Source organism: Pseudomonas laurentiana (assembly GCF_014648275.1).
GTDB classification, from domain to species: domain Bacteria; phylum Pseudomonadota; class Gammaproteobacteria; order Pseudomonadales; family Pseudomonadaceae; genus Aquipseudomonas; species Aquipseudomonas laurentiana.
Genome location: NZ_BMQU01000008.1, coordinates 218,925 through 232,591, shown reverse-complemented (window position 1 = coordinate 232,591; position 13,667 = coordinate 218,925). Strand labels below are relative to the sequence as shown.

Here is a 13,667-nt window from a genome sequence, read left to right as displayed (position 1 = left end):
CAACCGTTCGATTCCTGTGAGGCGGGTATTTCACCAAATCTCGAAGCCTTTTTCAGAGTTTCCTTAGGGCTTGGGAAGTCCGCGTCCAAAAGCGAGTAAGCGAACAAACGTAGCATAACCTGCCCTATACCGCGGTGACGGTAGTGGTTGGCATTGCGCTGCCGCCGCCAGCTGAGTCGGGTAGGACAGACAGGCGCAGATGAGCAGTGGCAAACAGTCGCGCAGACCTCTTCGATCACGCTGGGCATCATTCTGGACTCGGTAATAAATTTGCTCTCTGGCCGAAGCTTGGACCTGCCAAGCCAAGGCGGCAGCATCACCCGCGCCGGCAACCAGTAGGTTGCCGGCGATCGACACACGATTCGGTAAACACGTTCAGTTCATGTATCTACCAAAACCGCGCCGCTGACTCGGCCGCTCATGGCGGTTGCTAGAGCAATTCCGGTGCGCGGAACAAACGTTCGTCGCCGAACAGAGCCAAGCTGCGGCGCTTGGCTGTCACGACTGATGCGCTTACGGTGACCACTTCTGGCTGGAAGCAGTCTCTCACGAAGGGCAGCTCTGGGTCGTTTTCTGCCGATGGTGAAAGGCCGCTTCCGACCGAGGCTTTGTGAAAACGCACGAATCGTTTTGCAGTCTGCGCTGCTACGTAAAATCTTCCAGCGCTTGGTTAGTCAGCAGACCTAAAATTTACGTTGGAGCGCGTTTTCGTTCCGGCTCTGCATACCGAACGTACTCTAAAACGCTTTCACACAGCCTGGATCCAAAGCATACCTCCGCGGCCAGTATCAGAATGAACCAATTAACTTGTCACCCGTCGGCTGGCTCCGAATGCAGGCAGTCTTGTTGTCCAGACCCAACCGCTCTACGATCAAGCCGCATCATGGGGGCAGCACTCCACACGGGTTGACCTGGATAGTCGTCTAAACGGACACAGGGGGCCGTCGAATCGCAGTTCACGAGGACAGCTTCATAGACGGGCACCCTCGAATGATCACGGATAACTAACATGTCGTTCTCGTTCTCGATCCCTACTGATTTGCCGACAGGCACTCTAAAGCTGACGGTAAACACTGGACAGATGCTATTTGTCCTTGGTGCGAATGGCACTGGAAAATCGACCCTAATGCAGTTGTTTGCATCGGCTAGCAGCGACAAGACGCGGCGCATCACTGCCCACCGCCAGACTTGGTTTCGATCTGGATCACCCGAGTTCACTGGCAGACAGCGCGCAGAATATGAGCAGGGTTTATTCCATTACGATCGGCAGGTTGACGCGCGTTGGAAGGATGACTACTCGGAGCAGCGCGCTCAGATGGCGATCTACGATTTAATCAATTCTGAGAACGTGCGCGCCCGCGAGATCACCCGGGCCGTTGACGCCAAAAAAGTAGACGAAGTCGACAAGCTTTCCGCCAAAGATGGTGCGTTCTTGACCTTGAACCGCCTACTGCGGCTCGCCAATCTCGACATAATCGTATCCGTCCAAGCAAACGACGAAATTATGGCATCCCGGAGCGGCAGCAAGCTCTACAGCATCGCCAGACTTTCCGACGGAGAGCGAAACGCGATCCTAATTGCCGCCAACGTGCTCACCGTGCCCGCAGGAACACTTCTCCTAATAGATGAGCCCGAGCGGCACCTACACCGTTCTATTGTATCCCCGCTTCTCTCGCTTCTGCTGAAGGAAAGACCAGACTGCGCTTTCATCGTATCCACGCATGAGCCATTACTTCCAGTGGACAACCCGGGTTCAAAGGTCTTGCTGACGCGCGCCTGTATATACGAGGGTGAAGGGGTGAAGTCTTACGATATCGATTTGCTGGAGAGCAGCACAGAGATTGATGATGACCTAAAACAAACCATCTTGGGCGAACGTCGTAAAATCGTGTTTGTCGAGGGCGCTGAGCATAGTCTTGATAAGCCGCTTTACAGCCTTCTGTTTCCGAATGCGTCGATTGTAGCGAAGGCCAGCTGCCGTGAGGTCGAGAATGCAGTCGTTGGTATCAAAGGAGCAACTGAACTTCACTGGGTGAAGCCGTTCGGTCTGGTAGACAACGATACTTCCGAACCTGAGCGGATCGCAGACTTAAAAAGCAAAGGTGTAATTGCGCTCAACGTTTATTCGGTTGAATCCATCTACTATCATCCCGAGGTGCAGAAGCTGGCAGGTGAGAAGCTTGCTACGGTAGTAGGCGGCGATTTGACGGAAAAACTCGCTAAAGCAAATATCGATGCCATCAAGGCGATTCGTGATAGCGCCAAGCATCTTAGTGCTCGGATCGCGGAGAAATCGGCGCGCGCCGAAGTCTTCTCACTTCTTCCCAAGAAGGGTGAGGTAGCAGCGGGAGGTAAACGTATCGCTGAAATCGACTTCGGCAAGTGTGCTCAAGATGAGGCAGAACGGATTGAGTCATTGATCAATACATCCGATTTTGTCGGTGTTTTGCAAAGGTATCCAATTCGAGAGTCCTCCGCGCTCGATGCTATTGCTAAAGCGCTAAACTTCACGAATCGTACCCAGTATGAGGCAGCTGTTCGTAACCTCTTGGTGCGCGATTTGGAAGCGGTAAATCGTGTCCGAACCTTGCTTGGGGTTTTTCCAGCCGATCTTATCGCATAGCCGTCTGCGGCGGTCAGCGAGTCTAAATTCATCCGTGACCCTGCCTTTGTAGCTTCGCTGCTCTGGCAGGGTCACGGGTGAGCGTAAGCGTCCTTTCGATGTCCGCTACTGGCCGAAAGCAGTCCACCACGAAGGGCTTCTACCCCAAATAGAACATCAAAAAATCTACTACCGACAGCAGAAAAAAGTCCCCCATACCCCGCAAATCGAATCGCCATTCACTCCATCCCCCGAATCACCAAGCCTCTCTTGTCCGATCTACACCACCACGCTACCCTGCCCCACATCGCTGCATGTCAGCGATCCAAGCTTGGCGGCTTGAGAAAAATAGGCGTAACCCACTATCCGGTTGCGGGCGCTGTGATGTGTCCGTGATACCGCATTACATGGAAAGCCTCTCATGCCCAACTTCAAAAACCTGAAAACCACCGGCACCACCACCTTCGGCCGCTACGGCCAGGATGACCACCTCTTCCGCGTCAATCCGGATATCCCCATTTCCCTCGCCCTTGAATACGCCTCGAACCTGCTGAAGTGCGCCAACACGCTGGCGCTGGATATCGCCATGGGCGAGGGTTCTGCGCAGGCGGCGTGGTCGGCGTGGTATTTGGGGGAGATGGCGAAGGCGCTGACGGACGATGTAAGCCAGGCGCTGGCGGAGCATGGGGTGGAGTGAGGCGGGCTTCGGGCAGGCGTTGCCGAGGGGTGGTAATTGGCCTGCCCGGGCGCTGTAAAGTGGTCGGTTTGGCAGCCGTTGAAGGCTCTACCCTGCACGTCTTCCCGGTTCAACCTTGATGTGTAGCAGGTGAGTGCAATGGCTAATGAGCAAACCGCAGTAAGCGTACGTGCAGTGCAAAGCAGCGACTATGAACAGTGGTTGCCGCTATGGCTGGCCTATCAGGATTTCTATGAGGTGGCGTTGAGCGAAGAAACCACGCGCACGGCCTTCCAGCGCATGCTCGACCCGAACGAGCCGGTGTATTCGGCCGTTGCGGTGCAGGGTGATGAGCTGGTCGGTTTTGTGAACGCGGTGTTGCACCGTTCAACCTGGTCGGTGGATAACTTCTGCTACCTCGAAGACTTGTACGTGGCCCCGACGATTCGGGGTGGCGGTACCGGTAAGCTGTTGATCGAGTGGGTGCAGCACTTTGCCCGGCAACAGCAGTGTGCGCGGTTGTATTGGCACACTCACAACACCAACAAGCGGGCGCAGAAGTTGTACAACTGGGTAGCCGAGAACTCCGGCTTTATTGAGTACCGCATGGCGCTGTAACGCTTAGGGCCAACACGGCACGGCGGTGTTCGTCATGGACATCGCCGTGCGCTCGCACCAAGATGGCCAGCTCATCAAGGAATAGCGTTGCGCGGTTGACGGACCACATGACCCACAATTTCGAGCTGGATACGCTCAAGATCCGCATTGCCGACCCAAAGTTGGCGCCCCTGGAACTGCGTGTACGCGTGCAGCGTGCACTGCGCCAGTTGATTCTGGACGGTGTGCTGGCACCCGGTTCGCGCTTGCCGGCCACGCGCACGCTCGCACAGTCGTTGGGTGTCTCGCGTGATACGGTCGAGATGGCCTACGTTCAGTTGCAGTTGGACGGCTATATCCTTCGCCGTGAAGGCTCTGGCAGTTTTGTCTCCGAGAAGATCGGGCCCAGTTTGCGCGGCACCCGCACGCGCAAGGCGAACCTTGCCGGGTTGCCGCCCCGTGCGGAGGGCGCAGTGGCGCTCAGTGCGCGCGGGGCAGACATTCTGGCCAGCGGCGGCGTCGCCGATCAGCAGGAGGTCAAGGCATTCGCGACCGGGCTGCCGGAAACCCGTACCTTCCCGATGAACATCTGGGAGCGCCTGCAGCGCCAGGCCTTGAAGGACTATCGCCCCAGCGCCTTGTTGCATGGCGACCCACAAGGGGCCGAGCCGCTGCGCCAGGCCATCGCCCGTTACTTGAATCTGGAACGCGGGGCCAAGGTGACGGCAGACCAGGTGCTGGTGTTGAGCAGCACCCGGCAAGCCCTGTTCTTGTGTGCGCAGGTGTTGGTCGATGCCGGTAAACCCATCCTCATGGAAGACCCCGGCTACTTCGGCGCACGCAAGGCCTTTGAGTTGGCACAGTTGAAGATTGTGCCGGTGCCGGTGGATGAAAAAGGCCTGCGCACTGACAAGCTGTACGCCGACACCAGCGGCGCCAGCACCCTGTATGTGACGCCGTCGCACCAGTACCCCACCGGCGCCACGCTGGCACTGGAGCGGCGTCTGGAACTGACGACCTGGGCGGCCGAGCGCCAAGGCTGGATCATCGAAGATGATTACGACAGCCAGTTCCATTACGAGGGCTTGCCGACGGCCTGCGTGCAGGGTGTGGATAAGTACAATCGGACGATCTACCTGGGCACGTTCAGCAAGTCACTGTTCCCCGGTTTGCGCATGGGCTACATGGTGCTGCCGCAGGAACTGGTGAAACCCATGAGCTACGCCCGCAGCATCCTCGACGGCCATACCCCGCAACTGGCGCAGTTGACCTTGGCGCGCTTTATCGAGGACGGGCACTTTGGCGCGCACATTCGCGCCATGCGCAAGATCTATGCGGTACGCCGTGAAGCAATGGCCCATGCGGTGGAGCGCCACCTCTCGCCGATCGTCACGGCGCGCCTGCCACCGGGCGGCTTGAACATGCCGTGTGTGCTGGCCGAGGGGTGGTCGGAACCGGAGACCATTCGGCAAGCGGCCAGGGCCGGCATTTTGTTGCCCGGGCTGAGCCGGCTGTATGCCACGCCGCCAGCGGTCGGCGGCTGGCTGCTGGGGTTTGCCGCGCTGACCCCGCATGAAATCGAGACGGCGATACAACGGTTGGTCAAGGCCATCACCTAGCCGTTTACCGCCCTGCCGCAGGCCTGATGTGGTCTGGTTGCCGTGGGCTAACTGGACTGATCGGGCCCACCAGCCAGGCGCTACGCTCCTCCCCTCACTCGGCGGGGAGTGCGACACGTACCTCCCTGCTGTTGTCAGCCCATCAGGAAGGAACCCCCGCGTGATTCGATCAACAACCGGCCTGCGCGCAAGCGACCTTGTATCCCCCAGCATTGCGGCACTGATTTCAGTCATCGTGAACTATGGCGGCACGTTCGTGCTGGTGTTTCAGGCGGCGCAACTGGCCCAGCTCAGCGCGGCGCAAACGGCGTCCTGGGTGTGGTCGGTGAGTATCGGTGTCGGCGTGACCGGCGCCTGGCTGAGCTACCGCTACCGCGAACCGATCATTACCGCCTGGTCTACACCGGGTGTGGCCTTTCTGGCGACGGTGATGCCGTTCACGCCGTATGGCGAGGTGATCGGCGCCTACATGCTGTCGGCAATCGGCTTTATCGTGCTGGGCGTGTCCGGGGCGTTTGAACGACTGGTTCGCTGGATTCCGAGCGGCATTGCCGCAGGCCTGCTTGCGGGTATCCTGCTGCAATTTGGCGTGAATGCGTTTGGCGGCGCCAGCGCCGACCCGCTGTTGGTGATTGTGCTGGTGCTGGCCTACGCCGTGCTGCGCCGCTTCACCTCTCGCTTTGCCGTGGTCGGCATTCTGCTGATCGGCCTGGCCCTGCTCATCGCTCAGGACAGGATCGACGTGCAGCAACTGCAGTTGAGCCTGGCCGCACCGGTGTTTGAGTTGCCGCAGTTCTCGTTGGGCTCGCTGCTGGGGGTGGCGCTGCCGCTGTTCGTCATTACCCTGACCGGGCAGTACATGCCGGGCATGCTGGTGCTGCGCAATGACGGTTTCAAGACCAGCGCCAACCCGATCCTTACCGTCACGGGCCTGGGCTCGCTTCTGATGGCGCCGTTCGGTGCCCACGCGTTCAATGTGGCAGCGATCACGGCGGCCATCTGCACGGGCAAGGATGCCCATGAGGACTCGTCCAAGCGCTACATCGCCGGGCTGGTGTGCGGCGCGCTGTATGTCATGGTCGGTGTCTTCGGCGTCACCTTGGCAACGTTGTTCATGGTGTTGCCGCGAACCTTCGTCACCACGCTGGCGGGCTTGGCCTTGCTAGGTGCGATTGGCGGCAGCCTGGCCAATGCCATGGTGGATGCCCGCACCCGCGAGACGGCCCTCATCACCTTCTTGGCCACGGCAGCCAATGTCACCTTGCTGGGTGTCGGTGGCGCGTTCTGGGGGCTGGTTGCGGGCCTGGTGGTTCATCTGCTGATCCATGGTGGGCGCAAGCCGGTGGCAGGCCTGCGCGCGCAGTAGTGGCCGGACAATCTGTGTTTTTTGCCCGGGCTGGGCACTACTTGGCGTGGCCTTGACTTGCGTCAATGGTCGCGCCTTACATACCCCCACGGGTATCACGTAGCATTGCGCCATGAGTGTTCTGAGCCCCGGAACACTCGCCAAACTCCTCAGCAGACGTTGCTGGATGGCGCCAGGTTTACCCCATGACCGTCGTCGCAATGCCCGCCTGATCGACCTCGGAGTCACAGCGTGCCCAACGATGCCCCCAAGTCCCCATGGCGAATCCCGCTGGTACGGGAAATCGGCATCATCCTCGTGGTCAAGCTGGTCATCCTCTTCAGCATAAAAGCCATCTGGTTCAGTGAACCAACGGTGCCGGTAAACGGCAGTGCGCGCTTCGACGCCCACCTATTCGGCACGCCACCCCCTTCGCAACTCACCGAGGAGAAACCGAGATGATCTCGGAATCCGTAGTCGATCTGTCGCGCCTGCAATTTGCAGTCACCGCGATGTACCACTTTTTGTTTGTGCCCTTGACCCTGGGGCTGGCGTTTCTGCTGGCCATCATGGAGTCGGTCTATGTGATGACCGGCAAGCAGGTGTACAAGGACATGGTCAAGTTCTGGGGCAAGTTGTTCGGGATCAACTTTGCCCTGGGGGTAACCACCGGGCTGACGATGGAGTTCCAGTTCGGCACCAACTGGGCCTACTACAGCCACTACGTGGGCGACATCTTTGGTGCGCCGCTGGCCATTGAAGGGATGATGGCGTTCTTTCTTGAGTCGACTTTCATCGGCCTGTTCTTCTTTGGCTGGGACCGCCTGAGCCGCGTGCAGCACTTGGCGGTGACCTGGCTGGTGGCGATTGGCTCGAACATGTCGGCGCTGTGGATCCTGATCGCCAACGGCTGGATGCAGAACCCGGTGGGTGCCGAGTTCAACTTTGAAACCATGCGCATGGAGCTGACCAATTTCGGCGCGCTGCTGTTCAACCCGGTCGCGCAGGTGAAGTTCGTTCACACCGTCTCTGCCGGTTACGTGACGGGTGCCGTGTTTGTGCTGGCGATCTCCAGCTACTACCTGCTGAAGAAACGCGACCTGGCGTTTGCCCGTCGTTCGTTTGCGATTGCCGCGGTGTTCGGCCTGGCCTCGACCATTTCGGTGATCCTGCTGGGTGATGAATCCGGCTACGAGATTGGTGACGTACAAACGACCAAGCTGGCGGCGATTGAAGCCGAATGGGAAACCGAACCGGCGCCCGCCGCGTTCACCCTGTTTGGTCTGCCGAACCAGGAGCAGCAACGTACCGACTATGCGGTGAAGATCCCGTATGTGATGGGCATCATCGCAACGCGCTCGGTGGACAAGCAGGTCATGGGTATCAAGGACCTGATCGCTCACCATGAAGTGCGCATTCGTAACGGCATGATCGCCTATGGCCTGCTGGAGAAGCTGCGTCATGGCGACAAGAGCGAGGCCAACATCGCCGCGTTCAATGAGGTGAAAAAAGACCTCGGCTACGGCCTGCTGCTGAAGAAGTACACCCCGAGCGTGGTCGACGCCAGCGAAGCGCACATCAAGCAAGCCTCGCTGGACACCATTCCGGACGTCTTCACCATGTTCTGGAGCTTCCGCGCCATGGTGGCCTCCGGTTTCCTGATGCTGGTGCTGTTCGTGCTGGCTGCCTGGGCGTCGATCAAGCGTAATGCCGAGAACAAGCCTTGGTTGCTCAGGTTCGCGGTGTGCAGCCTGCCACTGCCATGGATTGCCGCCCAGACCGGTTGGGTGGTCGCCGAGCACGGTCGTCAGCCGTGGTCGATTGCCGAAGTGCTGCCGGTTCACCTTTCGACCTCGTCGCTGTCGGCGGGTGATGTGATGGGTTCGCTGTTGGCACTGATCGCCTTCTACAGCCTGCTGCTGGTGATCGAGATGTACCTGATGATCAAGTTTGCCCGCCTTGGCCCGTCCAGCCTGCACACCGGGCGCTATCACTTCGAGCGTGACGCTGTCGCGCACACCGTCAAGGCTTGAGGAGCAGATCATGTTTGATTACGAAACACTGAAGCTGGTGTGGTGGGTGTTGATCGGCGTGCTGCTGATCGGCTTCGCCCTGACCGACGGTTTTGACATGGGGGCCATGGCGCTCATGCCGTTCGTGGGTAAAACCGATAATGAACGGCGAGTGGCGATCAATACCATTGCCCCGCACTGGGATGGCAATCAGGTGTGGTTCATCACTGCGGGCGGCGCGCTGTTCGCGGCGTGGCCGATGGTCTATGCCGTGGCGTTTTCCGGGTTGTACTGGGCCATGCTGCTGGTGCTGTTTGCCCTGTTCTGCCGGCCGGTGGGTTTTGACTACCGCAGCAAGCTGGAAAACCAGAAGTGGCGCAACGCCTGGGACTGGGCCCTGTTCACCGGCGGTGCCGTACCGGCCCTGCTGTTTGGCGTAGCCTTTGGCAACCTGTTTTTGGGCCTGCCGTTCCGCCTTGACGAGCTGATGCGCTCCAGCTACGAAGGCTCGTTCTTCGGTTTGCTGCACCCGTTCGCCCTGCTCGCCGGCGTGGTGAGTTTGAGCATGCTGAGCATGCACGGCGGGGCCTGGCTGATGCTGCGTACCGATGCCGATCTGCATGCACGCTCCCGTGTGGCGACCCGCTTGTGCGCACTGGTGTACTTGACGGCCTTTGCCGGTGCGGGCGCCTGGCTGGTGGCCTCGATCCCTGGGCTGACCCTGGCCGACGGGATCAATACCGGTGGCGCAATCAACCCGCTGAGCAAACAGGTCGCGGTGGGCAACGCTGGCTGGCTGGCCAACTACAGCCACTACCCACTGACCGTCATCGCACCCGTGCTGGGTTTTGTCGGCGCATTGCTGGCCCTGCTCGGTGCCCAACTGAACCGTGCGGGCGTGGCCTTCCTCGGCAGCAGCCTGGCGATTGTCGGCACGATCTGTACCGCGGGCTTTGCGCTGTTCCCGTTCGTGTTTCCATCGAGCCTCGATGCCGCCTCAAGCCTGACAGTATGGGACGCGGTCTCCAGCCAGAAGACCCTCGGCATCCTGCTGATCGTGGCATGCATTTTCGTGCCGCTGATCCTGGGTTACACGCTGTGGTGCTACACCCGCATGTGGGGACGCCTGACCAACAAGACCATCGAAGCCAACCCTCACGGGCTGTATTGATCTGAGCCTGATCGGTGCAGGCTTGCCTTGCGCCGATCAGCACACCCGCCGCCCAACGCGGCAAGGAGAACATCATGTGGTATTTCACCTGGATACTCGGCGTACTGTTGGCCTGCAGCTTCGGCATCATCAACGCCCTGTGGCTGGAAACCCACCAGAACCTTGATGAAGAGGTGAGGGGTGACCAGTAAGCCCCGTCCATGGCTGCAGCGCGGTTACACCCGCGCTGTGTCGCTACTGCTGGCGACGCCCCTGTCATTGATCTTCCTGATCCACCCGGCGGTGATGCTGGACGCCGATGGCCACTACAGTCATCGGCTGATCATGCTGAGCATGCTGGGTATTTCCAGCGGCTTCATTCATGGAGTGGGCTTTGACCCGCAAAGCCGGTTGTGGCGCAGTGTCTTCCATCCTTTGCTGGGATGGCTGCTGATGGGGCTGGGCTATGCCATCCTCTGGCAAGCCCGCGTTCAAGGCATGGCTTAGGTGTACTTGGTAAAGATGGCGCGAACCTGGGCGAGTTTTTCCTGATTGCTCTGTTCAGGGCTCAGGATCGCGTCCTCCACCAGGCACACCAACATTTCCTGATAGGCCTTGTCGAGGGCCTTGCGTGCCGCACTGAACTGCTGGGCAACGGCCTCACACTCATCACCACGGGTGATCATTGCCTGAATACCGCGAACCTGCCCCTCGACACGGGCCAGCCGCTTGAGGATGGCATCCCTGCTCTTTGATTCTTCTTGTTTTATCATGTCTGAACTCTGCAATACGCCATAAGGTCGATACGCTGCTCTCCCTGAGCAACCCTTCAGGTTTTCTCCTGCGAAAAACACTATGGGTGGTGAGGCACGTTTCCAGCCTGCCACTGTGCACAGGCGACTTTACCGTAACCAGCAAACGAAACCCGGTCTCAGGTCAACGGTTCGGTATCTGCCCTTCGCCGCTGCGGCGCATCTGACGCAGTTGCTGCTTTAAACGCCGCACTGGCGGCGCATAGAGAAAGCCAAACGACACGCTGTTTTGCCGGCCTTTTACCGCGTGGTGCATCAGGTGGGCATGGTACAGCCGCTTCAGGTACGGATGCCGTGGCCGCGGCCGCACGGGCCAGTGGCGATGCACGATGCCGTCATGAATGACGATGTAGATCACGCCAAACGCTGCCACGCCGGCACCGATCCACTGCAGCGGGTCGTGGCCGGCATTGCCCTCTGCGATCAGGCCGACGGCCACCAGTGCGAGGGCCAGCAGGTAAACGTCGTTGGTTTCCAGGGCACCCAAGTGTTTTTCATGGTGGGACCGGTGCAAAAACCAGCCCCAACCATGCATGACGTACTTGTGCGCCAGGTAGCCGACACCTTCCATGGCCGTCAGGGTGCAAAGGAATATCGCGAGGTGGGCAATCATAGGAAACAGGTGGCTCGAAAAACGTCGGCGTCAGGGTATGTGAACACTGGCCGACGGTCTAGGCTCACGGTTTAGATAGCATTTCCCGATGCTTGCGCAACTGCTCGATCATCTGTTCCATGTGCGCGATGGCTTTGTCGACCTTTTCGACCGAATCCAGGTTCATCATGGGGCCCTGGTTCATCATCGAACCTTGATTCATGCCCCCCATCATCTTGCCTCCCCCCATGCAACCGCCCATTTCGGACATGCCGCTACCCATGGCCTGCTGGTGAGCCTTCATTATTGCCTGACGCTCTTCCGGGGTTTTGCTGGCCATCCAGCGTTCGTGCATTTCACGCATTTCCGTCATGTGCTGCTGCCACTGTTGGTCGGTGTCAGGTGGCGTCTGTGCGCCAACGCCACAACTGACCAGTAACAATGCCAAACCAACAACGGGAAGTGATCGGCTCATTTTCAAACACCTTACGGGTGGAGGTCGTTGTTTCACTCTAGGCCAACACGCCAACATGCGCTTGATTTGCATCAGGGGCATATACACTTCGACGACGCAGCAAAAAAGCCATCGCACCCACCGCTATATAGATATTAATATAACGGTACACCCCACACTGCCAAGGAAGCACTGCATGAACGCACTAGCCAAGGAAGCCGTAGGCGAGGTCTACGACATCGACTCCATGAAGTACGCACAAGCCATGACCTGGCGTGCAGTCGACCGGCTATCGACCCTGATTCGTCCCGGCATGCGCGAGTCCGAAGCTATTGCACTGGGCAAACAGGTACTCGCCGAGCTGGAGATGCAACGTATCTGGCACCCGCTGTTGGTGCGCTTCGGCAGCAACACCCTGAAGATGTTCAAGGAGCGCTCCGAAGGCGATCCACTGCTCGGTGAAGACGATATTTTCTTCATCGACATGGGCGCAGTGTGGTGCGGGCACGAGGGCGATGCCGGGGCGACCTTCACCACCGGTACCGATAAGGAAATGGCGGCCTGCGCCGCTGCCGCCAAAACGCTGTTCGACACGGTCCAGCAGCGTTGGGCCAATGAACGCGTCGCGGGGCAAGCACTCTACCGCTACGCCGAGGAGCAAGCCGAGGCCATGGGCTGGCGCTTGAACCTGAATATCAAGGGCCATCGCGTCAGCGATTTCCCCCACGCGATCTACCGGGGCGGTGATCTGGGGGATTTCGAACGCTGCCCGAATGCCGGTCTGTGGATCCTTGAGATCCAGATTGCGCACCCTGGCAAGCCCTATGGGGCATTTTATGAGGACCTGCTGGCCTGACACGCAGAACACCGGTATGAGCGAGAGAACCTACCCTTATAAAGCCTGGCTGCTGACACGCAGCTTTCAGCCCCTGGAGATCGAGTTGGTCGCCAGGGGCTACATCGGCAGTGCGTACGATTGCACCGAATCCGGTCGCAATTACCACATTGACGACTTGTACCCCTCCAAAGAGGCCGTCATCGCGTACGGTGAAAGACGGCTGATCGATCAGGCAGAAGAACTGGCGAAACAGAACCTCAACCTGGAGAAACGGCGTCATGAACTGCTGCGGCACAAGTGATCGCCAAACGCCCTGAACTGGCGTAATCAAGCGGTCGCGCTAGAGTGAAGTGCGACGCTCCTTGGTCGGCGATCAACAACCGCGCTGCTTTGTCCCAGATGGGCTCCATGCGCAAGGAACAGCGATGACTCCAGTTACCTCTTCCCTCCCCGAGCCTGCCTTGCCCTGCCCTCATCGCCTGAAACCCGCGTCTCGTTATGCCCGACGGCTGGGCGTACCGCTGCTGGCACTTGCCGTATGCAGCCCTGGTATTGCAGCGGAAAAAAAAGACTTCTGGTACCTGCAGACCAGTGCCTATACCAAACACTGGAGCTACGACCCTGAACACAACAACAACCAGGAACTGATTGGTCTGGAGCGTAACTACGCGGACGCCACACTGTGGGGGATCACAACGTTTCGCAACTCGTTCTATCAGCGTTCGTACTACGGCTACGTGGGTAAAACCTGGGAAAACGACACCTGGCCGGTGTACGCCAAGCTCACTGGAGGGTTGATCTACGGTTACAAGGACGACTATCAGGACAAGATACCGTTGAACCACCTGGGGATTGCTCCGGCAATCGTCCCTTCAGTTGGCGCGCATTTTGGGCCCGTCGGCGCCGAAGTGGTGCTGCTCGGTACGGCGGCGATGATGATCAACGTTGGCTACCGTTTCTGAGCGCAACC

16 protein-coding genes are annotated in these 13,667 nt (G+C 59.0%); 13 read left to right on the top strand and 3 right to left on the bottom strand.

What is annotated here, in order from left to right:
* Window positions 1–1,009 precede the first annotated feature (1,009 nt).
* The 10 genes from IE038_RS10955 to IE038_RS10910 all read left to right on the top strand — a co-directional run bounded on the left by IE038_RS10955 (window position 1,010) and on the right by IE038_RS10910 (window position 10,508).
* Window positions 1,010–2,623, top strand: coding sequence for an AAA family ATPase (locus IE038_RS10955; protein WP_189395611.1), 1,614 nt, complete (start codon window positions 1,010–1,012; stop codon window positions 2,621–2,623).
* A 400-nt stretch (window positions 2,624–3,023) separates the two neighbouring features.
* Entirely contained in the window at window positions 3,024–3,299 is a 276-nt protein-coding gene (locus IE038_RS10950) for a DUF3077 domain-containing protein (protein ID WP_189395610.1), read from the top strand.
* A gap of 138 nt (window positions 3,300–3,437) precedes the next feature.
* A complete protein-coding gene (locus IE038_RS10945; protein WP_189395609.1) occupies window positions 3,438–3,896 on the top strand; it encodes a GNAT family N-acetyltransferase in 459 nt (152 codons plus the stop codon).
* Window positions 3,897–4,003: 107 nt separating this feature from the next.
* Window positions 4,004–5,494 (top strand): MocR-like pyridoxine biosynthesis transcription factor PdxR, encoded by a 1,491-nt coding sequence (gene pdxR, locus IE038_RS10940; protein ID WP_189395608.1) that lies wholly within the window; start codon window positions 4,004–4,006, stop codon window positions 5,492–5,494.
* Between the two features lie 160 nt (window positions 5,495–5,654).
* Window positions 5,655–6,860 (top strand): benzoate/H(+) symporter BenE family transporter, encoded by a 1,206-nt coding sequence (locus IE038_RS10935; RefSeq protein WP_163932973.1) that lies wholly within the window; start codon window positions 5,655–5,657, stop codon window positions 6,858–6,860.
* 231 nt (window positions 6,861–7,091) lie between these two features.
* Window positions 7,092–7,301 carry a cytochrome oxidase putative small subunit CydP gene (cydP, locus tag IE038_RS10930; RefSeq protein WP_065758868.1) on the top strand — a complete coding sequence of 70 codons (210 nt, stop codon included), beginning with the start codon at window positions 7,092–7,094 and terminating at the stop codon, window positions 7,299–7,301.
* Window positions 7,298–8,872 carry a cytochrome ubiquinol oxidase subunit I gene (locus tag IE038_RS10925; protein ID WP_163932970.1) on the top strand — a complete coding sequence of 525 codons (1,575 nt, stop codon included), beginning with the start codon at window positions 7,298–7,300 and terminating at the stop codon, window positions 8,870–8,872. The genes cydP and IE038_RS10925 overlap by 4 nt, the downstream gene beginning before the upstream one ends.
* Window positions 8,873–8,882: 10 nt before the next feature.
* A complete protein-coding gene (gene cydB, locus IE038_RS10920) occupies window positions 8,883–10,022 on the top strand; it encodes a cytochrome d ubiquinol oxidase subunit II (protein ID WP_189395607.1) in 1,140 nt (379 codons plus the stop codon).
* Between the two features lie 74 nt (window positions 10,023–10,096).
* Window positions 10,097–10,213 (top strand): cytochrome bd-I oxidase subunit CydX, encoded by a 117-nt coding sequence (gene cydX, locus IE038_RS10915; RefSeq protein ID WP_163932967.1) that lies wholly within the window; start codon window positions 10,097–10,099, stop codon window positions 10,211–10,213.
* Window positions 10,203–10,508, top strand: coding sequence for a cyd operon YbgE family protein (locus IE038_RS10910; protein ID WP_189395606.1), 306 nt, complete (start codon window positions 10,203–10,205; stop codon window positions 10,506–10,508). The genes cydX and IE038_RS10910 overlap by 11 nt, the downstream gene beginning before the upstream one ends.
* Here IE038_RS10910 and IE038_RS10905 read toward each other — a convergent pair.
* The 3 genes from IE038_RS10905 to IE038_RS10895 form a co-directional block, all read right to left on the bottom strand.
* Entirely contained in the window at window positions 10,505–10,774 is a 270-nt protein-coding gene (locus IE038_RS10905; protein ID WP_163932962.1) for a metal-sensing transcriptional repressor, read from the bottom strand. The genes IE038_RS10910 and IE038_RS10905 overlap by 4 nt on opposite strands.
* 163 nt (window positions 10,775–10,937) lie before the next feature.
* On the bottom strand, window positions 10,938–11,426 hold the full coding sequence (locus tag IE038_RS10900; RefSeq protein WP_163932940.1) for a sterol desaturase family protein: 489 nt from the start codon (window positions 11,424–11,426) through the stop codon (window positions 10,938–10,940).
* 64 nt (window positions 11,427–11,490) lie between these two features.
* Window positions 11,491–11,880, bottom strand: a complete 390-nt coding sequence (locus IE038_RS10895) for a hypothetical protein (protein WP_163932938.1) — start codon at window positions 11,878–11,880, stop codon at window positions 11,491–11,493.
* Window positions 11,881–12,055: 175 nt separating this feature from the next.
* On the opposite strand from IE038_RS10895, the gene IE038_RS10890 reads away from it, so the two are divergent.
* From IE038_RS10890 to IE038_RS10880, 3 genes are all read left to right on the top strand, one after another.
* On the top strand, window positions 12,056–12,715 hold the full coding sequence (locus tag IE038_RS10890; RefSeq protein WP_189395605.1) for a M24 family metallopeptidase: 660 nt from the start codon (window positions 12,056–12,058) through the stop codon (window positions 12,713–12,715).
* Between the two features lie 16 nt (window positions 12,716–12,731).
* Entirely contained in the window at window positions 12,732–12,998 is a 267-nt protein-coding gene (locus tag IE038_RS10885) for a hypothetical protein (RefSeq protein ID WP_163932934.1), read from the top strand.
* Between the two features lie 124 nt (window positions 12,999–13,122).
* The gene (locus IE038_RS10880) at window positions 13,123–13,659 is read left to right on the top strand and encodes a sn-glycerol-3-phosphate transporter (RefSeq protein ID WP_229775650.1); all 537 of its coding nucleotides are present in this window, start codon (window positions 13,123–13,125) and stop codon (window positions 13,657–13,659) included.
* Window positions 13,660–13,667 lie beyond the last annotated feature (8 nt).